Origin of the sequence: Agromyces sp. H66 (genome assembly GCF_004959775.1) — a bacterium.
Classification (GTDB): Bacteria; Actinomycetota; Actinomycetes; order Actinomycetales; family Microbacteriaceae; genus Agromyces.
In genome coordinates, this window is the sequence record NZ_SJZG01000016.1 from 1 (window position 1) to 21,565 (window position 21,565).

20 protein-coding genes are annotated in these 21,565 nt (G+C 71.0%); 3 read left to right on the top strand and 17 right to left on the bottom strand.

Going from position 1 to position 21,565, the window contains the following annotated elements; all coding sequences use genetic code 11:
• Positions 1–296: 296 nt before the first annotated feature.
• Complete coding sequence (locus tag EZM51_RS18750; RefSeq protein ID WP_136709836.1) at positions 297–1,676, bottom strand: CoA transferase; 1,380 nt, start codon at positions 1,674–1,676, stop codon at positions 297–299.
• Between the two features lie 10 nt (positions 1,677–1,686).
• On the bottom strand, positions 1,687–2,988 hold the full coding sequence (gene tyrS, locus EZM51_RS18755; protein ID WP_136709837.1) for a tyrosine--tRNA ligase: 1,302 nt from the start codon (positions 2,986–2,988) through the stop codon (positions 1,687–1,689).
• 150 nt (positions 2,989–3,138) lie between these two features.
• On the opposite strand from tyrS, the gene EZM51_RS18760 reads away from it, so the two are divergent.
• Positions 3,139–3,762 carry a DNA-binding protein gene (locus EZM51_RS18760; RefSeq protein ID WP_136709838.1) on the top strand — a complete coding sequence of 208 codons (624 nt, stop codon included), beginning with the start codon at positions 3,139–3,141 and terminating at the stop codon, positions 3,760–3,762.
• Between the two features lie 72 nt (positions 3,763–3,834).
• Positions 3,835–4,434 (top strand): hypothetical protein, encoded by a 600-nt coding sequence (locus tag EZM51_RS18765; RefSeq protein WP_136709839.1) that lies wholly within the window; start codon positions 3,835–3,837, stop codon positions 4,432–4,434.
• 23 nt (positions 4,435–4,457) lie between these two features.
• On the opposite strand, the gene EZM51_RS18770 is transcribed toward EZM51_RS18765, so the two are convergent.
• Genes EZM51_RS18770 through argC form a run of 7 tightly spaced genes read right to left on the bottom strand, consistent with a single transcriptional unit; the run spans position 4,458 to position 11,879 of the window.
• On the bottom strand, positions 4,458–5,078 hold the full coding sequence (locus EZM51_RS18770; protein WP_136709840.1) for a DNA-3-methyladenine glycosylase: 621 nt from the start codon (positions 5,076–5,078) through the stop codon (positions 4,458–4,460).
• 8 nt (positions 5,079–5,086) lie between these two features.
• Positions 5,087–6,565, bottom strand: a complete 1,479-nt coding sequence (gene argH, locus EZM51_RS18775; RefSeq protein WP_136709841.1) for an argininosuccinate lyase — start codon at positions 6,563–6,565, stop codon at positions 5,087–5,089.
• Positions 6,565–7,494 carry an ornithine carbamoyltransferase gene (gene argF / locus EZM51_RS18780; RefSeq protein ID WP_136709842.1) on the bottom strand — a complete coding sequence of 310 codons (930 nt, stop codon included), beginning with the start codon at positions 7,492–7,494 and terminating at the stop codon, positions 6,565–6,567. The genes argH and argF overlap by 1 nt, the downstream gene beginning before the upstream one ends.
• 30 nt (positions 7,495–7,524) lie before the next feature.
• Positions 7,525–8,742: an acetylornithine transaminase gene (locus EZM51_RS18785; protein ID WP_136709843.1), complete on the bottom strand. Its 1,218-nt coding sequence runs from the start codon at positions 8,740–8,742 to the stop codon at positions 7,525–7,527.
• Positions 8,739–9,686, bottom strand: coding sequence for an acetylglutamate kinase (gene argB / locus EZM51_RS18790; RefSeq protein ID WP_136709844.1), 948 nt, complete (start codon positions 9,684–9,686; stop codon positions 8,739–8,741). The genes EZM51_RS18785 and argB overlap by 4 nt, the downstream gene beginning before the upstream one ends.
• Position 9,687: 1 nt before the next feature.
• The gene (gene argJ / locus EZM51_RS18795; protein ID WP_136709845.1) at positions 9,688–10,839 is read right to left on the bottom strand and encodes a bifunctional glutamate N-acetyltransferase/amino-acid acetyltransferase ArgJ; all 1,152 of its coding nucleotides are present in this window, start codon (positions 10,837–10,839) and stop codon (positions 9,688–9,690) included.
• Positions 10,836–11,879 carry an N-acetyl-gamma-glutamyl-phosphate reductase gene (gene argC, locus EZM51_RS18800; RefSeq protein WP_136709846.1) on the bottom strand — a complete coding sequence of 348 codons (1,044 nt, stop codon included), beginning with the start codon at positions 11,877–11,879 and terminating at the stop codon, positions 10,836–10,838. The genes argJ and argC overlap by 4 nt, the downstream gene beginning before the upstream one ends.
• Before the next feature lie 271 nt (positions 11,880–12,150).
• Between argC and EZM51_RS18805 the strand changes: the two genes are divergently transcribed.
• Positions 12,151–13,137 carry an NAD-dependent epimerase/dehydratase family protein gene (locus EZM51_RS18805; protein ID WP_136709847.1) on the top strand — a complete coding sequence of 329 codons (987 nt, stop codon included), beginning with the start codon at positions 12,151–12,153 and terminating at the stop codon, positions 13,135–13,137.
• Positions 13,138–13,231: 94 nt separating this feature from the next.
• On the opposite strand, the gene pheT is transcribed toward EZM51_RS18805, so the two are convergent.
• From pheT to rplT, 8 genes are all read right to left on the bottom strand, one after another.
• Entirely contained in the window at positions 13,232–15,790 is a 2,559-nt protein-coding gene (gene pheT / locus EZM51_RS18810; protein WP_136709848.1) for a phenylalanine--tRNA ligase subunit beta, read from the bottom strand.
• A gap of 3 nt (positions 15,791–15,793) precedes the next feature.
• Positions 15,794–16,834, bottom strand: a complete 1,041-nt coding sequence (gene pheS, locus EZM51_RS18815) for a phenylalanine--tRNA ligase subunit alpha (RefSeq protein ID WP_136709849.1) — start codon at positions 16,832–16,834, stop codon at positions 15,794–15,796.
• A gap of 38 nt (positions 16,835–16,872) precedes the next feature.
• The gene (locus EZM51_RS18820; protein ID WP_136709850.1) at positions 16,873–17,787 is read right to left on the bottom strand and encodes an amino acid ABC transporter permease; all 915 of its coding nucleotides are present in this window, start codon (positions 17,785–17,787) and stop codon (positions 16,873–16,875) included.
• The gene (locus tag EZM51_RS18825) at positions 17,784–18,431 is read right to left on the bottom strand and encodes an amino acid ABC transporter permease (RefSeq protein ID WP_136709851.1); all 648 of its coding nucleotides are present in this window, start codon (positions 18,429–18,431) and stop codon (positions 17,784–17,786) included. The genes EZM51_RS18820 and EZM51_RS18825 overlap by 4 nt, the downstream gene beginning before the upstream one ends.
• Positions 18,432–18,502: 71 nt before the next feature.
• On the bottom strand, positions 18,503–19,369 hold the full coding sequence (locus EZM51_RS18830; RefSeq protein ID WP_136709852.1) for a glutamate ABC transporter substrate-binding protein: 867 nt from the start codon (positions 19,367–19,369) through the stop codon (positions 18,503–18,505).
• 53 nt (positions 19,370–19,422) lie between these two features.
• Positions 19,423–20,151 carry an amino acid ABC transporter ATP-binding protein gene (locus EZM51_RS18835; protein ID WP_211195991.1) on the bottom strand — a complete coding sequence of 243 codons (729 nt, stop codon included), beginning with the start codon at positions 20,149–20,151 and terminating at the stop codon, positions 19,423–19,425.
• Between the two features lie 117 nt (positions 20,152–20,268).
• Complete coding sequence (locus tag EZM51_RS18840) at positions 20,269–21,081, bottom strand: RNA methyltransferase (protein WP_136709854.1); 813 nt, start codon at positions 21,079–21,081, stop codon at positions 20,269–20,271.
• 85 nt (positions 21,082–21,166) lie between these two features.
• A complete protein-coding gene (gene rplT, locus EZM51_RS18845) occupies positions 21,167–21,553 on the bottom strand; it encodes a 50S ribosomal protein L20 (protein WP_136709855.1) in 387 nt (128 codons plus the stop codon).
• Between the last annotated feature and the right edge of the window lie 12 nt (positions 21,554–21,565).

Genomic DNA, 21,565 nt, shown 5'->3' on the forward strand with positions numbered 1-21,565 from the left:
AGTGCACGCTGTTGAGTTCTCAAGAAACGGACGCACCCGGTTCGGCGCCCGAAGAGGCACCTCATCCGAGGCGTGTTTCGTGTGTTTCCATCCGGTCATCCCGAGGGACGAGTCCGAACGCATCAAGCCGGTCGACCAATTGTCTGTTCGAGGCTTGGAATCGTTCCGCTTGAGGCCGATGAGCGGATGTTCGATGAACGCTCTCGCTCTTTCGCGCCTTTGGGGCAACGAGTGATTACTCTACGTGCAACCCGGGGGGCGTGCAACTTGATGTTGCATCCCGGGCGTGTCGCACGTCAGGCCGTCCAGTCGGGGCGGTCCGAGCCCCATCGATGCGGCGCGACCGGCCACTCGTCGAGCAGTGATCCGAGCACGATCGCGGGGCGGACGAGCCGCAGGTCCCCGACGGCTCCGCCCACCTGTTCGGCGTGCGCCAGGTGCTCCTGGTCGGAGAGCGCCGCGGCCGGTTCGAGCTCGCCCGTGCGAGGCATCGCGAGCAGTTCGGATGCCGTTCGGCGCAGCGACATCCGTGCCAGCCACGAACCGCCCTCGGAGCCCTGACGCTCGAGGAGCGTGATCACCGCGGCCGCGAGCAGGTATCCGGTCCCGTGGTCGAGCGCCTGCGCGGGCAGCGCGCCGGGCCGATCGGGCTCGCCTTCGACGAATGCGATGCCGCTCGCGGCCTGCACGAGACTGTCGAAGCCCGCGCGTTCGGCGTCGTCCCCATCGAACCCCCATGCCGACAGCTGTGCGATGACGAGCCCCGGGTGCCACGCCACGAGGCTCCACGGGTCGAGCCGGTGCCGGGCCAGCGAAGCCGACCGATAGCCGAGCACGACGACGTCGGCACTGCCGAGGAGCAGGTTGAACGTCGCTGCGTCGCTCGCTCGGCGCACGTCGAGGATCGTCGAGCGCTTCCCGGCACCCATCAGCACGTGCTGCCAGTCCAGCTCGGCGGGTTCGGGCGGATCGACTCGGAGCACGTCCGCGCCGAGCAACGCCAGGGTCCGGGTGGCCACGGGGCCGGCGATCACCCGCGTGAGGTCGAGCACGCGCACGCCCGCGAGTGGTGCTGCCGCGGCATCCGTCGGCCTCGGACGCCGGCGAGCGGATGCCGCGCCGAGGCTCGTCACCTCGATCAGGGGACGCTGCAGGAGGCCGGCGTCGACGGGCGGGTCCTCGGCGCGAACGACGACGCAGAGTCCACCGACGGCCGTCACCGCGGCCGAGAGTTCCTCGGCCCGGCGATCGCGGATCGCCGCGGCGACCTCGGCGCGCCCGGCCGACTCGGCGACGCCGAGCACGCCGCGCAGCGCTCGTGCGTGATGCGGGTAGTTGCCGTGCGTACGCACCCACGCGTCGGCGGCGCGCCAGAAGCCGGAGAGCGGCGCCCACACGTCGGGCCGCTCACCGTTCCAGCGGAACGCCCGGTCCTCCGTGAACGCGGCCGCGATCCGGTCGCCGTCGAGTCGGAGCCTCCCCGCCCCGACGCCGCCAGCCTTCGAGGCGGCGGCGAGACTCGCGGTCGCCACCGCGCCGACCGCCAGTCCCGAAACGTCCAGACGGGCCGGCAGCGGCGCCTCGGGCAACGCATCGAGGGCGTCCAGCTCAGCGGGGGCGCGTGACAACTCGGCCCACACACGACGCACGAGCCGTTCGGCCGAGCCGGTCGCCATCGAGCGTGCCCTACTCGACGAAGACGCCTGCGAGGGTCTTCTTGCCTCGCCGCAGCACCGCCATGCCGCCGCGGGGGACGCGGCCCTCGATGGTCGCCGTCTCGTCGACGACCTTCACGTTGTCGAGCGAGACCCCGCCCTGGGCGATGGCGCGCCGGCCCTCGCTCTGGCTCGACACCAGCCCGGTGTCGGCGAGCAGCTGGGCGATCGGCGTGTCGGGCGACGTGGTCGTGTTCGGCAGTTCGCGAAGCGCCGCCTCGAGCGTGTCGGGGTCGAGCGTCGAGAGGTCGCCTCGGCCGAAGAGCGCCTCGGACGCGGCGACGACCTTGGCGGTGGCCTCCTCGCCGTGCACGAGCGTCGTGACCTCGTGGGCGAGCACCCGCTGCGCCTCGCGACGGAACGGCTCGCGCTCCACGAGCTCGGCGAGCTCCTCGATGCGCGCGCGACTGAGGAACGTGAAGATCTTCAGCCGCGACACGACGTCGGCGTCGTCGGTGTTGAGCCAGAACTGGTAGAAGCGGTACGGACTGCACATCGCGGCATCCAGCCAGATGGCGTTGCCCTCGCTCTTGCCGAACTTGGTGCCGTCGGAGTTCGTGACGAGGGGCGTGCCGATGGCGTGCACGTGCGCGCCCTCGACCTTGTGGATGAGGTCGGTGCCGCTCGTGAGGTTGCCCCACTGGTCGCTGCCGCCGGTCTGCAGGACGCAGCCGTACTGGCGGTAGAGCTCGAGGTAGTCGAAGCCCTGCAGGATCTGGTAGCTGAACTCGGTGTAGCTGATACCGATGTCGGAGTTGAGGCGCGACGCCACCGCATCCTTCTTCAGCATGGTGCCGACGCGATAGTGCTTGCCGATGTCGCGCAGGAAGTCGATGGCCGAGAGGTCGGCCGTCCAATCGAGGTTGTTGACCATCCGCACGGCATTGTCGCCCTCGCCCGACAGGAATCGGCTCACCTGCCCGCGCAGGTACCCCACCCACTCGGCGACGGTCTCCTTCGTGTTCAGCGTCCGTTCCGCGGTGGGTCGCGGGTCGCCGATGAGTCCCGTCGAGCCGCCCACCAGTCCGAGGGGCTTGTGGCCGGCGAGCTGCAGCCGGCGCATGGTGAGGATCTGCACGAGGTTGCCGAGGTGCAGGCTGGGCGCGGTGGGGTCGAACCCGCAGTAATACGTGATCGGCTCGCCCGCGAGGAGCTCCTTCAGCGCGGCCCGGTCGGTCGACACGTGCACGAGGCCGCGCCAGTTCAGCTCCTCCCAGACGTCCTCGAAGGAGGCGTCGTTCTGCTGGGATGCGAGGATCACTGGGTCTGACACGCCAGCAAGGGTACCAGCGGGCCACGAAGGCTCGATTCATATCCCAGCATTGATCGAGATGATTCAAGCATCCATGCTTGTGTTAGTCGACTTCATTTTGTACACTTGATTCTGGTCGATCAAGGCCACAACACTCATCGAGGAGATCACGTGTTCGTCATCACCGCCGACCAGGTCGCGAGCCGCCGCGACGCCGACCGAACGGGCGACCTCGTCGAGCAGCTCACCGCGTCGTACGGCAGCGATCTCGCGCTGCCCGCCGATCAGACCGCCGGAGATGAGATCCAGCTCGTCACCACGTCGGCCGACGCTGCCCTCGGGATCGTGCTCGACGCAACGCGCACCGGATGGTGGAGCGTCGGGCTCGGAGTGGGCGGCGTCCGGATGCCCCTTCCCGACGCCGCCCGCAAGGCCACCGGCGCCGCCTTCGTCGCCGCCCGCGAGGCCGTCGGCGCCGCGAAGCGCTCAGACGGCCGCTTCGCGCTCCGCGCCGGCCCGCCCGAGCTGTCCACCGCGGCCGGCGACGCCGAAGCGCTCGTGCGACTGCTCGTGCTCCTCCGCGACCGCCGCTCGGAGCACGGCTGGGAGGCCGTCGAACTGGTGCGCGCGGGCCACCAGCAGAAGGAGGCGGCGGTGCTCCTCGACGTGAGCCCGGCCGCCGTCAGCGCACGGCTCAAGGCCGCCATGTGGAGTGCCGAGGAGGACGCTCGCCCGGCGCTGGTGCGGCTGCTCGAACGGCTCCACGCCGAATCCGAACGCACCGCGCCCGAGTGATCGCATCGCCGGGCGCCCGCTCGCTACACTGCTCGAAGCCGCGGCCGCCCCGCCCGCGCCGGAAGGAGCCCCGTGAACTTCGCCGACGTCGCCGAAGCCATCTCCTGGTCGGCACTGCTGTGCTCGCTCGCCGCGGCCGGCGTGCTCTCGGTCCTCGCGTTCCTGCGCCCCGCCTCGGCCTACGTCTGGTTCGCGGCCGGCACGCTCGGCATCGCGGTCATGGCCGCCGCGACGCTCGGCGATCCGGCGCGCATGAGCTTCGCCCCGCTCGTCACGATCCTCGGGTTCACGGTCGCCGTGTTCGGCGGGAGCCCGGCCGCGGCCACCGCACTGCGACTGGCGATGGGCGGCGTCGCGCCCGGCCTCCACGGCGGCATCATCATCACCGAACGGCCGACGGCCGACGAACAGCGCATGGGGGTGACCACGGGAGCCCGCCGCGAAGTGCTCCGCGGCGGGCTCACGATCGGCGTGCTCGAACGCATCGCATCGGCCGGCGCGATCATCGCGGGCTTCCCAGAGGCCCTCGCGATCGTCGTCGCGGTGAAGGGCGTCGGTCGGTTCACCGAGCTCGAAGCGCCGGAGGCACGCGAGCGGTTCATCATCGGCACCTTCGCGAGCCTCATCTGGGCGTGCGCCGCGGCGCTCGTCGTGCATCTCGCCCTGCGCTGATCGGTCGAGCCGGCTCAGCGACCCTAGTCGTGCGAGCGGGCGTGCCGGCGGTAGGGCGAGACACCCGGGTCGCCCGGGATCCAGAACCGCCACGGGAAGGCCGCTCCCCCGCCCGGACCGCCGATGCCCGTGCGCGGACCCTGCGCGAACGGCACGGGCTCGGCGGCGACCTCGAGCGAGAACGGCGGCGCGAGCAGGTCGGATCCGCCCGCCGCGAGCGGCACCCCCATGGCGACGGCGAGTCGCGCGGGCCCGCGAGCGAGGTCGCGGTCGGATGCCCCGGCCCGCCGCGCGCGGGCGAGCTCGATGCCCTCGACGATCGTGCCGCCGCGAAGCAGCACCCCGGCCGAGGTGCCCGGATGCCCCGCCACGATGTTGAGGCACGTGTGCATGCCGTAGGTGAAGTACGCGTACAGGTGCGCGGCCTCCCCGAACATGACGGAGTTGCGCCGCGTCTTGCCGCGGAACGCGTGGGACCCGGGATCTTCGCCGACGCCCCGGTACGCCTCGACCTCGGAGAGGCGCACGGCGACCCGGCCCTCGTCGCTCTCGTAGGCGAGCACCGCGCCGAGCAGGAGCGGGCCGAGCTCCACGGGGTCGCGCGCGAAGTAGTCGCGCCCGACGGTGATGAGCCCTGGCGTCATGCGTTCGGTCAGTGCCTCGACCCCGGAAGGCTCGCGACGAGGTGCCGTACCCGGTCGGTCAGGTGCGCGAACTGCTCGTCGACCCGCACCGGAGCGGTGCCGCCGATGCCGTCCCGGCTCGCGACCGAGCCCTCGATCGTGAGCACCTCGCGCACGTCGGGCGTGAGGTGCGGCGAGATCGAGGCGAGCGCACCATCGTCGACCTGGTCGAGTTCGAGACCGTGCTCCTCGGCGTACCGCACGAGCGCCCCGGTGATCTCGTGGGCGTCGCGGAACGGCACCCGGCGCTTCACCAGCCACTCCGCGACATCCGTCGCCAGCGAGAAGCCGGCCGGAGCGAGCTCGGCCATGCGATCGGTGTGGAACGTGAGGGTCGCGACCATGCCCGTGAACGCCGGCAGCAGCACCTCGAGCGTCTCGACGGAGTCGAAGACGGGCTCCTTGTCCTCCTGCAGGTCGCGGTTGTACGCGAGCGGCAGCGCCTTCAGGGTCGCGAGGAGGCCGGTGAGATTGCCGATGAGCCGGCCCGACTTGCCGCGAGCCAACTCGGCGATGTCGGGGTTCTTCTTCTGGGGCATGATCGACGAGCCGGTCGAGAAGGCGTCGTCGAGCGTGACGAAGCCGAACTCGCGCGTGTTCCAGAGGATGACCTCCTCGGCGATGCGGGAGAGGTCGATGCCGATCATCGCCGCCACGAACGCGAACTCGGCCACGACGTCGCGGCTCGCGGTGCCGTCGATGGAGTTCTCGGCCGGGTGGGCGAGGCCGAGGTCGCGGGCGACGGATGCCGCGTCGAGCCCGAGCGTTGACCCGGCGAGCGCTCCCCCGCCGTACGGCGAGACGTCCGCGCGCTTCAGCCAGTCCACGAGTCGTTCGAGATCCCGGGAGAGCGCCCAGGCGTGCGCGAGCAGGTGGTGCGCGAGCAGCACGGGCTGCGCGTGCTGCAGGTGCGTGCGCCCCGGCATGACGGCTGTGCGGTGGTCGTCGGCCTGCGCGGTGAGCGCGTCGATGAGGTGCACGAGCTGCTGGCCGATGACGGCAGCGTGGTCCTTGAGGTAGAGCCGAACGAGCGTGGCGATCTGGTCGTTGCGGCTCCGGCCGGCGCGGAGCTTGCCGCCGAGCTCGGGGCCGACGATGCCGATGAGTGCCGTCTCGAGCGCTCCGTGCACGTCCTCGTCGGACTCGGCCGCGGCGACCTCGCCCGACGACACGCGGGCCTCGAGCGTGTCGAGTCCGGCGAGCATGGTCGCGAGCTCGTCGTCGTCGAGGTAACCGGCGGCGGCGAGCGCCCGGGCGTGCGCGCGCGACCCGGCCAGGTCGTAGGGCGCGAGCTGCCAGTCGAAGTGGGTCGACTTCGACAGGCGGGCGAGTTCGGGCGAGGGACCGGAGGCGAACCGGGCGCCCCACAGCGCACCCTCGTTCGTGCCGTGCGCCGAGGCGGCTCCGCCCTCGGGGCCGGTTGCGCCGGTGCCGGGCTCGTCGGTCATCACGCGTCCTTCCGTTCGAGGAGCCACACGAGCAGCGCCTTCTGGGCGTGCAACCGGTTCTCGGCCTCGTCCCAGATGATCGACTGCTCGCCGTCGATCACGTCGGCCGTGACCTCGTAGCCCCGGTCGGCGGGCAGGCAGTGCATGAACACGGCGTCGGATGCCGCGAGCGACATGAGCTCGCGGTCGACCCGGTAGGCGCCGAACGTGGCGACCCGGTGCGCCTTCTCGTCCTCCTTGCCCATCGACACCCACGTGTCGGTGACCACGACGTCGGCGCCGGCGGTGGCCTCCGCGGCATCCGTGAAGAGCGTCACAGATCCGCCGGTCGAGGCGGCGATGCGGTCGGCGTCGTCGATGACGGATGCCGCGGGCGAGAACTCCTCGGGCGAGGCGACGCGCACGTGCATGCCGGCGGTCACGCCCGCGAGTACATACGACTGCGCCATGTTCGACGCGCCGTCGCCGAGGAAGGTCACGGTCAGCCCGGCGAGCCGGCCCTTGTGCTCGCGGATGGTGAGCAGGTCGGCGAGCAGCTGGCACGGATGGAAGTCGTCGGACAGGGCGTTCACGACGGGGACGGTGGTGCCGGCCGCCATCTCCTCGAGGCCGGCCTGGCCGTAGGTGCGCCACACGATCGCCGACACCATGCGCTCGAGCACACGGGCCGTGTCGCTCGGTGTCTCCTTGCCCCCCAGCTGGCTCGATGCGGTCGAGATGATGAGCGGGGAACCGCCGAGGTCGGCGATGCCGACCGCGAACGAGACGCGCGTGCGGGTCGACGACTTGTCGAAGATGACGGCGACGGTCTGCGGTCCGGCGAGCGGCTTCACCGACCAGCGATCGCGCTTCAGTCGCTCGGCCAGGTCGAGGATCTCGGCCTGCTCGGCGGGCGTGATGTCGTCGTCGCGGAGGAAGTGGCGGGTCATGCGATTCCGTTCGTGTGGATCGGTCCGTGGTCAGAGGGCGGCGGCGACGGCGTCGAGGGCACGAGCGAAGCGCTCGGCGAACTCGTCGACGTCGGCCTCGTCGATGATGAGCGGCGGCGCGATGCGGATCGTCGAGTCGTTCGCGGCGTTCACGATGAGCCCGGCCTGCATGGCCGCGTTCGAGACCAGGTGCGCCACGGGCTCCGTGAGCGCGACGCCGAGGAGCAGGCCGCGGCCGCGGACGCCGGCGACGAGCGGTGAGTCGAACCCCTCGACGCGGGCGCGGATCTGCCGCCCGCGCAGCGCGGCGTTGCCGACGAGGCCCGCCCGCTCGATCTCGCCGAGAACCGCGTTGGACACGTGCGTGGCGAGCGGGTTGCCGCCGAAGGTCGAGCCGTGCTGGCCCTTCGAGTAGAGCGACGACGCGTGGCCGAAGGTCACGAGGCCGCCGATGGGGAAGCCGCCGCCGATGCCCTTCGCGATCGTGATGGCGTCGGGCACGATGCCCTCGTGCTGGAACCCGAACCACTCGCCGGTGCGGCCGGCGCCGGTCTGGATCTCGTCCACGATGAGCAGTGCGCCGTGGCGCCGGGTGAGTTCGCGCGCCGCGGTGAGGAACCCGTCGGGCAGCTCGACCACGCCGGCCTCGCCCTGGATGGGCTCGACGAAGAGCGCGGCGACGCCGTCGTCGACGGCCGCCTCGAGGGCGGCGACGGTGGCGTCGATGTGCTCGACCCCGCCGGGCAGCGGCTCGAACGCCTCGCGCATCGGCGGCTTGCCCGTGAGCGCGAGCGATCCCATCGTGCGGCCGTGGAACGCGTCGACGAGCGCGAGCACCCGCGTGCGGGCGCCGCCAGAGTTGTTCAGGCGGGCGAGCTTGAACGCCGCCTCGTTCGCCTCGGCACCCGAGTTGCCGAACCACGCGCGCCCCTCGTCGCCCGCGCCCGCGAGGCGCGTCACGCGCTCGGCGAGCTCGAGCGCAGGCTCCGACGTGAAGTAGTTCGAGACATGCGCGAGCCGTGCCGCCTGCGTCGAGACCGCCTCGACGAACACGGGGTGCGCGTGGCCGAGCGAGTTCACGGCGATGCCGGCGAGGAAGTCGAGGTACTCGTTGCCGCCTGAGTCCCAGACGCGTGCGCCGCGGCCGTGGTCGAGCTTGGCGAGCGGCATGCCGAGCGAGCGCATGAAGCGCCGGTCGAACCGCTGCTGCCACTCGATGGTGCCGGCCGGTGTGGATGACCCGGTCATGCGGGGACGACCTCCGTTCCGATGCCCGATTGCGTGAACACCTCGAGGAGGATCGAGTGCGGGATCCGGCCGTCGATGATTGCGGCCTTCGCGACGCCGCCCTCCACGGCCTCGAGGCAGGCCGTCATCTTCGGGATCATGCCCGACTCGAGGTGCGGCAGCAGCTCGATGAGTTCGCGCACGTCGATGACCGAGACGAGCGAGTCGCGGTTCGGCCAGTCGCGGTAGAGGCCCGCGACGTCCGTGAGGATCACGAGCTTGGCGGCGCCGAGGGCGATCGCGAGGGCCGCCGCAGCGGAGTCGGCGTTGACGTTGAGCGACTGGCCCGGCGCATCCGCATCGGGCGCGATCGAGGACACCACGGGGATGCGTCCGGCGTCGAGCTCGGCGAGCACCGCGGCCGGATCGACCTCGACGACGTCGCCGACGAGCCCGAGGTCGACCTCGTCGCCGTCGACGAGCGCGCCGCGCCGTCGGCCCCTGAACAGGCCGGCGTCCTCGCCGGACACCCCAGACGCGAGCGGGCCGTGCCGGTTGATGAGCGAGACCAGCTCCCGGCTCACCTGGCCCGACAGCACCATGCGCACCACGTCCATGGCCTCGGGCGTGGTCACGCGGTAGCCGCCCCGGAACTCGCTCTCGATGCCGAGCCGTGCGAGCATCGCCGAGATCTGCGGTCCGCCACCGTGAACCACGACGGGCTTGATGCCCGCGTAGCGCAGGTAGACCATGTCCTCGGCGAACGCGCGCTGCAACTCGGGGCTCACCATGGCGTTGCCGCCGAACTTCACCACGATCGTCTCGCCGTGGAAGCGCTTCAGCCAGGGCAGGGAGTCGATGAGCACCTGCGCCTTGGCCGCCGCGGTCGCCGCGTCGCCGGCCGCGGCATCCGCCCCGTCGTCGTTCGAATCGTTCTCGTGCTCGTTCTCGTTCTCGTTCGTCATCTCAGCTCGCGTAGGCACTGTTCTCGTGCACGTAGTCGTGCGTGAGGTCGTTCGTGAAGATGGTGGCGGATGCCTCGCCGGCATGGAGCTCGATGAGCACGTGCGTCGCCCTCGGCTCGAGGTCGACGAGCTCGCGGGGCTGGTCGGGCCGACCCGCGTGGCACACGCGCACCCCGTTCATCGACACGTCGACGAGGTAGGGGTCGAACGGCGCCTGCGTCGTGCCGATGGCGGCGAGCACGCGACCCCAGTTCGGGTCGTTGCCGAAGATCGCGGCCTTGAAGAGATTGTTCCGGGCCACCGAGCGGCCGACCTCGACGGCGTCGTCCTCGGTGACGGCGCCGCGCACCTCGATCGCGATGTCGTGGCTCGCGCCCTCGGCGTCGGCCTGCAGCTGCAGCGCGAGGTCGCGGCACGCCGTGGTGAGCGCCTCGGTGAACGTCGCGGTGTCGGGCACCACGCCCGACGCCCCCGAGGCCATGAGCGTGACCTGGTCGTTGGTCGACATGCAGCCGTCGGAGTCGAGCCGGTCGAACGTGACCCGGGTTGCCTGCCGGAGCGCCGCGTCGAGCTCGGCCGCCGGCAGGTCTGCATCGGTCGTGAGCACGACGAGCATCGTCGCGAGCCCCGGTGCCAGCATGCCGGCGCCCTTGGCCATGCCGCCGATGCGCCATCCGTCGACCTGCAGCGCCACCGTCTTCGGCTTCGTATCGGTCGTCATGATGGCGCGCGCGGCATCCTCGCCACCGTCGGCGCCCAACCGGTCGACGGCCGACAGCACGCCCTCCTCGACGACCTCGGCGTCGAGCTGCTCGCCGATGAGTCCGGTCGAACAGACGAGCACGTCGCCGGCCGACACGCCCAACGCCGACGCGGCGGCCTCCGCCGTGTGGTGGGTGACCTGGAAGCCCTCGGGTCCGGTGAAGCAGTTCGCGCCACCGGAGTTGAGCACGATCGACGAGGCCACCCCGTCTTGGATGACCTGCTGCGACCAGATGATCGGATTCGCCTTCGCGCGGTTGGAGGTGAACACGGCCGCGGCGGCGTTCGACGGGCCGCGGTTCACGACGACGGCGAGGTCGAGCGCGCCCGAGCGCTTGAGGCCCGCGGCGATGCCGGCCGCCTCGAATCCGGCGGGGACGGTCACGGTCACGGTGCGACTCCGTTCACGGGCAGGCCGGTCGACTCGGCGAGGCCGAGCGCGATGTTCGCGGACTGGATGGCGGCACCCGCGGTGCCCTTCACGAGGTTGTCGACGGCCGTGACCACGACGACGCGGCCGGCGACCTCGTCGATCGCGAGGCCCATGAGCGCCGTGTTCGCGCCCAGCACGTCGGCGGTGCGAGGGAACTGGCCGGCCGGCAGGAGCTGCACGAACCGCTCCCCCGCGTACGCGTCCTCCCACGCCGCACGGACGGCCGCGGCATCCGTGCCGGGCACGATCCGCGCCGTCGAGGTCGCGAGGATGCCCCGCGACATCGGCACGATCACCGGCGTGAACGAGATGGTCGGGTCGGCGGCGCCCGCCCACCGCAGGGCCTGCGTGATCTCGGGGATGTGCCGGTGCACGCCACCCACCGAGTACGGGTTCGCCGAGCCCAGGATCTCGCTGCCGAGCAGGTTCGCCTTGAGGCTCCGGCCCGCGCCCGACGGTCCGACCGCGAGCACGGTGACGAGGTCGCGGCTCTCGATGACGCCCGCGCGGATGCCGGGGGCGAGCGACAGGGCGACGGTGGAGGCGTTGCATCCGGGCGCCGCGATGCGACGCGCGCCGGTGAGCCGCTCGCGTTGGGTGCCCTGGAGGCGGGGCAGTTCGGGTACGCCGTAGGCCCACGCACCGTGGTGGTCGCCGCCGTAGAACGCGGCCCAGTCCGCGGCATCCTCGAGGCGGTGGTCGGCCCCGCAGTCGATGACGAGCGTGCCGGGGTCGAGTTGGGCCGCCACGGCACCGGATGCCCCGTGCGGCAGCGCGAGGAAGACCACGTCGTGACCGCCGAGCGTCGCGGCGGAGGTCTCCTGCAGCGTGAGATGGGTATAGGTGCGCAGGTGCGGCTGCACGGCGACGAGCGGTTGCCCGGCGTTCGCGTGCGCCGTGACGGTGCGCACCTCGAAGTCGGGATGATCGGCGAGCAGGCGCAGGATCTCTCCCCCGGCATAGCCGGACGCGCCGGAAACGGCGACGGAGTACGTCATGGATCCACCTTAGGGTCTGAGCGGTCGTGGCGACGTTGCGGCGACGCCCGCACCGGCCCGACTAGGCCGCAGCAGGGGTCGCCGAGATTCGGCGAGCGCCACGACGTCGGTTGCCGAGCTCGACGACACGCGAGAGGCGTGCGGAGGAGGCGGACCGTGCGATGGACATGCGTCGACCCTATCGATCGGAACCGCCCCGGCAAAATCGGGTCCGGCCGGGCGGGCATAGGCTCGGGCTGTCGGCTCACCGATGCCGAACGAGGAGGATCCCATGGCCCTGCGCGTGCTGTTCATCGGCGGCAACGGCATCATCAGTTCCGCATCCAGCGCGCTCGCGATCCAGCGCGGCGTCGACCTCACGCTGCTGAACCGGGGTCGCAGCACCGTCCGGCCGCCGATCCAGGGCGTGCGGCACCTCGTGGGCGACGCGGACGATGCGGCATCCGTCGCCGCCGCCGTCGGCGACGAGACGTTCGACGTCGTGGCGGACTTCCGGGCCTTCACGCCCGAGCAGGTCGCCCGCGACATCGAGCTCTTCGAGGGCCGCTGTCGGCAGTACGTCTTCATCTCGTCGGCATCGGCGTACCAGAAGCCCGTGGCCACGCTGCCGATCACGGAATCAACGCCCCTGCGGAACCCGTTCTGGCGATACTCCCGCGACAAGATCGCGGGTGAGGACCTGCTCGTCGCCGCCTACCGCGAGCGCGGGTTCCCGGCGACCATCGTGCGCCCGTCGCACACGTACGACCGCACGAGCGTGCCGATCCTCGGCGGCTGGACGGCGGTCGACCGGATGCGCCGGGGCAAGCCGGTCGTCGTGCAGGGCGATGGCACGAGCCTCTGGACGCTCACGAACACGCGCGACTTCGCGGTGGCGTTCGTCGGGCTGCTCGGCAATGACCGCGCGATCGGCGAGGCGTTCCACATCACGAGCGACGAGGTGCTCACCTGGGACCGCATCACCGAGCAACTCGCCTGGGCGGCCGGGGCGGAGTTCCGACCCGTGCACGTCGCGAGCGAGGCGATCGCCCGAGAGCTCCCCGACCACGGGCCGGGCCTCGTGGGCGACAAGGCGCACTCGGTGATCTTCGACAACCGCAAGGTGAAGGCCCTCGTGCCCGAGTACCGGGCGATCATCCCGTTCTGGCGAGGCGCCGAGGAGATCGTCGAGTGGCACGACGAGGACGCGTCACGCCGCGCCGTCGACCAGGAGCTGGATGCCGCGTTCGACCGCCTCGTGGAGCGATACGGCGCCTGACGCCCCGCCCACAAGCTACGACAGGAGAATGGGCCCCATGCCTCCCGTGCGGGGGTGATGGGGCCCATCTTCCTGCAGTAGCGTGGCGGACGGGCTAGTCGCGGATCTTCGCGCCGAACCGCTCGGCCGCGACGCCCGCGCCGGCGAGCTTCGCCTCGCTCGCCTCGGCCGCCGTGAGCGTGCGGTCGGCCGCGCGGAACCGGAGCGCGAACGTGAGGCTCTTCGAGCCCTCGGGGATGCCCTGGCCACGGTAGTCGTCGACGAGGTGGAGGTCTTCGAGGAGCTCGCCCGCGCCCTCGCGCACCGCCGCGGCCACCGACGCCGCAGGGACGGCCCGGTCGACGAGGAGCGACAGGTCCTGCGTCGCGGCCGGGTACGTGCCGATGGCGCGCGCCTCCACGGCGGGATCGGTGAGCTCGATGACGGCGTCGAGATCGAGCTCGACGACCGCCACCACGCGGGGCAGGTCGGCCTCCTCCGCGAGCGCGGGCAGGAGTTCGCCGGCGTATCCGACCGGGCGACCCATGAGGCGCAGCTCCGCCGTGCGGCCCGGGTGCATCGCCTGGTGCGAACCCTGCACGAACTCGAACTCGGCGCCCGTCGCGAGCCCGATCTGCCGCACGGCGTCGAGCGCGTCGACGATGCCGGCCGGAACGGCGGGCTGCCCCGACTGCTTCGTGACGACGTCGCCGACGAGCAGCACGCCCACGTGGCGCGGCTGCGGCGGGATGCCCGCCTGGAGCTCGGCGAGCTCGTCGTCGCTCGGCCTCGCGTCGCCGATCGGCAACCCCGGGGTGCCGTAGGTGCGACCCGTCTCGGGCAGGAACACGAGCCCCACCTCGAAGAGCGACAGGTCGTTGAGGCCACGCGACCGGTTGCGCCTCGCGGCGCCGATGAGCCCCGGGAGCAGCGAACGGCGCAGGAGCGCGGTCGACGCGTCGAGCGCGTTCGCGAGGCGAACGGATGCCACGGGCTCGCCGTCGGCGCTGCCGTACGTTCCGTTCTCGGCCTCGGTCGAGAACGGGAACGAGAGCACCTCGGTGGCGCCAGCCGCCGCGAGCGTGTCCGCCACGCGGCGACGGACCCGCTGCGAGCGCGTGAGGCCCCGGCCGGGCGGGGCGACGGGCAGCACCGACGGGATGCGGTGGTACCCGGCGATGCGGGCCACCTCCTCGGCGAGGTCGGCCCTGCCGGTGAGGTCGGGGCGCCACGACGGCGGCACGACCTCGAAGCCCGTCTCGGTCGCCGTGATGATGCCGCCGATCTCGGCGAGGGCGTCGTGCACCTCGTCGTCGGTGTACTCGACGCCGATCAGCTCCGACACGTAGCCGGAGGGCAGCTCGATCGACTCGCGCCCGGCGGCCTCGTGGATGAGCGACCCGCCCACGTCGGCGGTGCCGCCCGCGAGGTCGACCATGAGCTGTGCGACCCGGGTCGCGGCGGCGGCGGCGATCTGCGGGTCGACGCCGCGCTCGTACCGCTTCGAGGCCTCGCTCGGGAGCTTGTGCCGACGCGCCGTGCGCGCGATCGAGACGGGGTCGAAGTTCGCGGCCTCGATGAGCACGTTCGTCGTGGCATCCGACATCTCGGTCTCGGCACCGCCCATGACGCCGGCCAAGCCGATCGGCCCGCGGTCGTCGGTGATGAGCAGGTCCTCGGGGTGGAGCGTGCGCACCTTGCCGTCGAGCGTCTCCATGGTCTCGCCGGGCGTGGCACGGCGCACCACGATGCCGCCGCGCAGGCGGTCGAGATCGTACCCGTGGATCGGCTGGCCGAGCTCGAGCATCACGTAGTTCGTGATGTCGACGAGCACCGAGATCGAACGGATGCCGGCGAGCTTCAGTCGCGCGACCATCCACGCCGGCGTGGGGCGCTTGGGGTCGACGCCGCGCACGATGCGGGTGGCGAACACCGAGGAGCCGACTCGGCCGCGGATCGGCGCCTCGTCGCGCACCTCGACGGGGAACGCGTCGGCGGTGGCCCCTTCGACGGGCTCAGGGACCGCCGCCGGGCTCGACTGCTCGACGGGGTCGCGGAAGCGCCCGCCGGTCGCGTGCGCGTACTCGCGCGCGACGCCGCGGATCGAGAACGCGTAGCCGCGGTCGGGCGTGACGTTGATCTCGACGGCGGCGTCGTCGAGCCCGAGCAGCGCGATGGCGTCGGTGCCGACCGGCGCGTCGATGCCGAGGGTCGCGAGCCGCAGGATGCCCTCGTGGTCGTCGCCGAGCCCGAGCTCGCGCGCCGAGGCGATCATCCCGTCGGACACGTGCCCGTACGTCTTGCGCGCGGCGATCGGGAACGGCCCGGGCAGCACGGCGCCGGGCAGGGTCACGACCACCTTGTCGCCCGGGAAGAAGTTGCGCGCCCCGCAGACGATGCCGCGAACCGCCGGGCCCTCGACATCGGTCCCCGAGCCCGTCGAAGGGCCGTCGGGCGCCACGCGAACCTGGCACCAGCGGATGGTCTTGCCGTTGGACTGCGGCTCCTCGACGAATTCGAGCACCTCGCCCACCACGATGGGACCCTGCACCTCGAAGGTGTGCACGTCCTCCTCTTCGAGGCCGACCTCGACGAGCGCGGCGTGCACCTCCTCGGGAGTCGTGCCCGGCACGAGTTCGACGTATTCGGCGAGCCAGCTGAGCGGCACTCGCATGGGTCAGACCACCATTCCGAACTGCTGGGAGAACCGGATGTCTCCCTCGACCATCTCGCGCATGTCCTGCACGTCGTTGCGGAGCATGAGCCCGCGCTCGATCCCCATGCCGAACGCGAAGCCCGTGTAGACCTCGGGGTCGATGCCCGCGGCCTTCAGCACGTTGGGGTGCACCATGCCGCAGCCGCCCCACTCGATCCAGCGTGCACCGTCCTTGAACGTCGGGTGCCAGAAGTCGAGCTCGGCGCTCGGCTCGGTGAAGGGGAAGAAGCTCGGGCGCAGGCGAACCTTCGCCTCGTCGCCGAAGATCGACTTCACGAAGTGGTCGAGGGTGCCCTTCAGGTGCGCCATCGTCAGGCCCCGGTCGACGGCCAGGCCCTCGAACTGCATGAAGACGGGCAGGTGGGTCGCGTCGAACTCGTCGGTGCGGTACACGCGGCCCGGCGCGAGCACGTAGATGGGCACCTCGCGCTCGAGCATCGACCGCACCTGCACCGGGCTGGTGTGCGTGCGCAGCACGAGGTGCGACTCGGGCGGGTCGACGAAGAAGGTGTCCTGCATCGCACGCGCCGGGTGGTCGGCGTCGAAGTTGAGTGCGTCGAAGTTGAACCACTCGCTCTCGACCTCGGGTCCCTCCGCGATCTCCCAGCCCATACCGGTGAACACGTCGCTCACCCGGTCCTGCAGCAGGGTGAGGGGATGCCGCGAGCCCGGCCGGTATCGCGAGGGCAGCGCCGTGACATCCACCGTCTCGGCCTCGAGCTGCGCGGCCGCCTCGGCCTCGAGGATCTCGGCCTCACGTGCGGCGAACGCCTGGTTCACGCGGCCGCGGGCGCCGCCGACGAGCTTGCCGAGGGCGGCCTTCTGGTCGTTGGGCACGTTGCGGAGTTGCGCGTTCAGTTGCGCAAGGGTCGACCTCTCGCCCGTGTGCTCGGCGCGGACGGTCTTCAGCGCGGCGGAGTCGGCGGCCGACGCGATCGCCGCGAGGGCGGCGTCGACGGCCGCTGCGACGGCGTGCTCGGTGATTTCGAGGGGCTCGGACACGAAGAACGAGTCTAGCGGTGCGGGGGCGGGGCCCCGTGTCAGAACTGGGGAGGCTGCTTCGCCGCCGCCGACGCCTGCGCCACGAGGATCGCCTGGGTCGCGTCGTCGGGCGGGAGCGCCTTGCCGCTCGACCTCGATGCGGTTCGCCGCGACAGCCATCGTGCGAACCACGAGAGCGAGAGGTTCATGATCAGGTAGAGCACGAGCGTCACGACGAACAGTGAGAACAGGTAGCGGTTGCCGTAGAAGCTCGCCAGGTTGTTCATGTTCACACGCAGCAGTTCGGCGTAGCCGACGATGTAGCCGAGCGAGGTGTCCTTCAGGAGCACCACCAGCTGCGCCACGATGATCGGCAGCATCTGCCGGAACGCCTGCGGGAATTCCACGAGCATCTTCGACTGCAGCGGCCGCATCCCGAGGCTGAGACCCGCCTCGCGCTGACCGCGCGGCAGTGCGGCGAGGCCGGCGCGGAGCGCCTCGCCGATGAGTGCGCCGTTGTAGACCGTGAGCGCCGAGACGACCGCCCAGAACGAGCCGGTGCTGAACACCAGCAGGATGAACAGCATCATCAGCAGCACGGGCATGCCGCGGAAGAACTCGAGGACGATCGCGACCGGGATCCTGATCCAGGCGATCTCCGAGCTGCGCAGCAGCGACAGGATCACGCCGAGCACGATCGCCAGCACCGATGCCGTGAGCGCGGCGCTGAGCGTGCCCCAGACCCCCTGGAAGATGATGAACGACCACACCTGGGGGTCGGCGAAGATGTCCCACCGGCTGGGGTCGAAGTAGCCGGGGAGCGTGATGCCGCCGCTCTCGCGCGGGGCGGCGAGGGTGAGGGCGATCCAGCCGAGCCCGGCGATGATCAGCACGCCGGCGACGATCGACGAGATGAGCGATGCGCGCCGGGCCTTGGGCCCCGGCGCATCGAAGAGGACGCTCGAGCTGCTCATCGTTGGACCACCCACTTGCGCTCGAGTTGACTCGCGATGACGCCGAGCGGGACGGTGATCACGAGGTAGAGGGTCGCGACGCCGAGGAGGATCGCGATCACGGCGTCGCCGTTCGCGTTCGCGAGCTGGCGTCCGGCCGCGAAGAGTTCGAAGACGAAGAAGCCGCCGGCGACCGACGTGTTCTTGGTGAGGGCGATGAACACGTTGATGAGCGGCGGGATCGTCATGCGGAACGCCTGCGGCAGCACCACGAGCCCCACCGTCTGGCCGAAGCCCAGGCCCACGCTGCGCGCCGCCTCCGCCTGGCCGACGGGGACGCCGTTGATGCCCGACCGCAGGGCCTCGGCCACGAACGGCGACGTGTAGACCGAAAGGCCGATCATCGCCGCCACCGAGTAGTCGAGTCGTGATCCGAGGTAGGGCAGGATGATGGCGGTGAAGAACAGCACGAGCGTGAGCGGGGTGTTCCGCACGAGCTCGGTGTAGACCGTCGCGAATCCGCGAAGCGACGCCACCGGTGAGATGCGCATGGAGGCGATGACCGTGCCGAGCACGAGTGCCGAGACGCCGCTCACGCCGAGCAGCAGCAGGGTCATGCTGAAGCCGCGCCAATACGTCGGCAGGTTCTCGATGACGGCGTCCACGCGCCTCCTTCCGGTTCAGGCTGGGCCGGGCCCGGGCGGTCTGCACCGCCCGGGCCCGGGCCCGGATCCGATCAGTAGCGGTCGGGTGTGGGCGGCTCGACGAACGGGAGGATCTCACCGGCGGTGGAGTTCCAGGCCTCCTCGTAGCGGCCGTCCTCGTAGGACGCCTCGAGCACGTCGTTGATCCAGTTGCGGAACTCGTCGTCCTCGAGCGCGAGCCCGATGCCGTACGGCTCGTCCGTGAACGGCTCGCCGACGACCTTGAACTCGCCCTCGTTCTGGGCGGCGAGGCCCGCGAGGATCACGTTGTCGGTCGACACCGCGACCACCTGGCCGCTGCGCAGCGGCTCGAGGCAGTTGGTGTACGTGTCGGTGAGCAGCGGCTCTGCGCCGATCTCGGCGAGCTTCTCGGCGGGCGTCGACCCCGTGACCGAGCAGACCGGCTGGCCGACCAGGTCGTCTTCGCTCTGGATGTCGTCGTTGTCGGCGAGCACGAGGATCGACTGGCCCGCCATGTAGTACGGGCCCGCGAAGGAGACGACCTCCTTGCGCGTGTCGTTGATCGTGTACGTCGCGACGACGATGTCGACATCGCCGTTCTCGATGAACGGCTCGCGGTTGGCCGACACGGTCTCGACCCACTCGATGTTGTCTTCCGAGATGCCGAGCTCGCTGGCGATGATCTTCGCGATCTCGACGTCGAAGCCTTCGGGAACGCCCGACGGCCCGACGAGCCCGAACAGGGGCTGGTCGAACTTGGTGCCGACGGTGATGCTGCCCGCCTCGGCCAGCTCGGCCATCGTGGTGCCCTCCTCGAACGTGGGGGCGGCCTCGTCCGTGGGCTCCTCGGTGCCATCCCCGCCGCCGCCGGCGCAGCCGGCGAGGACAAGCGCCGACGCCGCGGCGGCCGCGGCGAGTGCGATTCTCATGCGTGTCATGTCTCTGCCTCTTCTCATCTTGGTGTTTCCTCGCCGCTCGTGGCAGCGCAGGCCTAGTGCTCGAGGATCTTCGAGAGGAAGTCCTTCGCGCGATCGGATTTCGGGTGGTCGAAGAACTCGGCGGGCGTCGCCTCCTCGACGATGCGGCCACCGTCCATGAACAGGACGCGATCGGCGGCCTTGCGGGCGAAGCCCATCTCGTGGGTCACGACGATCATGGTCATGCCCTGCTCGGCGAGGCCGACCATGACGTCGAGCACCTCGTTGATCATCTCGGGGTCGAGTGCGCTCGTCGGCTCGTCCATGAGGATGAGCTTCGGGTTCATCGCGAGCGAGCGCGCGATCGCGACGCGCTGCTGCTGGCCGCCCGAGAGCTGCGCCGGCATCTTCTGCGCCTGGTTCGCGACGCCGACGCGCTCGAGCAGCTCCATGGCCTTCGCGTCGGCCTCCTTGCGGCGCACGCGTCGCACCCTGATCGGCGCGAGGGTCACGTTCTCGAGCACCGTCTTGTGGGCGAACAGGTTGAACGACTGGAAGACCATGCCGACGTCGGCGCGGAGCTTCGCCAACCCCGCGCCCTCCTCGGGAAGCCGCTCGCCGTCGATGGTGATGGTGCCGGAGTCGATCGTCTCCAGCCGGTTGATCGCCCGGCACAGCGTGGACTTGCCCGAGCCGCTCGGCCCGATCACCACGACGACCTCGCCGCGGTTGATGACCGTGTTGATGTCGTTCAGCACGTGCAGATCGCCGAAGTGCTTGTCGACGTGGTCGATCACGACCAGGGGTTCGCCGTGGCGCACCGAGATGTTCGACGTGCGGGGCGCCTGCTGGGTTGGCTCCATATCCCCAAAACTAGGGCGCATCGAGGCCCCGCGCCAAGACGAGGCGCGGTGGGTTACCTATTCGTGACCAGCGCTGCGCTGCGCGAACGCGCTCTCGTAGAGGCAGACGGATGCCGCGGTGGCGAGGTTCATCGACTCGGCATGGCCGTAGATCGGCACCGTGACGACACGGTCGGCCAGCGCGAGCTGTTCGTCGGTGAGCCCTCGTGCCTCGTTGCCGAACAGCCACGCCGTCGGACGGGCGAGCACGCCGTCGTTCCGCGCCGTCAGGAGGTCCTCGCCCTTGACGTCGGCGGCGAGCACCGTGAGGCCCGCGGCGCGGGCGCGCTCCAGGACGTCCTCGAGGCCGGCTCCCACCGCGACCGGCAGGTGGAAGATGGACCCGGTCGAGGAGCGCACCACCTTGGGGTTGTACAGGTCGACGGTTCGACCCGTGAAGATCACCGCGTCGGCGCCCGCGGCATCCGCTGCCCGCACGATCGTGCCCGCGTTGCCCGGGTCCCGCACCTCCTCCAGGATGGCGACGAGCTTCGGGGCGGCCGCGAAGACGTCCTTCACGGCGGTCGGGAACTGGTGGCACACCGCCACGAAGCCCTGCGGCGTGACGGTGTCGGCCATCGAGTCGAGCACCTCCTCGGTCACGAACTCGACGTCGACGCCCGCATCGACCGCGGTCTGCGCGATGTCGGTGTACCGGTCGAGCGCCGAGGGGGTGGCGTAGAGCTCGACCACGAGCTGAGGGCGGAACGTGAGCGCCTCGGCGACGGCCTGCGGGCCCTCGAGGAGGAACAGCCCGCTCTCGGCGCGCGCCGGCTTCTTCGCGAGTTTCGCGACCGCCCGGACGCGCGGGGACCTCGGGTTCTCGAGCATGCGGCCAGTCTATGGGCGAGACGACGAACGGCCCGGCACCCGTGCTGGTTCGATCAGCGGGTGCCGGGCCGTTCGGGGCGGGTGCTTACGCCGCGCTCTTGGGGGCCGACGTGTCGGCCGGAAGCGCCTGCTTCGCCGTCTCGACGAGCGCCGCGAAGGTGGCGGGCTCGTTCACGGCGAGCTCGGCGAGGATGCGACGGTCGACCTCGATGCCCGCGAGGCCGAGGCCCTGGATGAAGCGGTTGTAGGTGAGGCCGTTCTGACGGGATGCCGCGTTGATGCGCTGGATCCAGAGGCGACGGAAATCGCCCTTCTTCTGGCGACGGTCGCGGTACGCGTAGACGAGCGAGTGGGTGACCTGCTCCTTCGCCTTGCGGTAGAGACGCGAACGCTGGCCGCGGTAGCCCTCGGCGCGCTCGAGGATGACCCGGCGCTTCTTGTGGGCGTTGACCGCCCTCTTCACTCTTGCCATGACTCTGTTTCT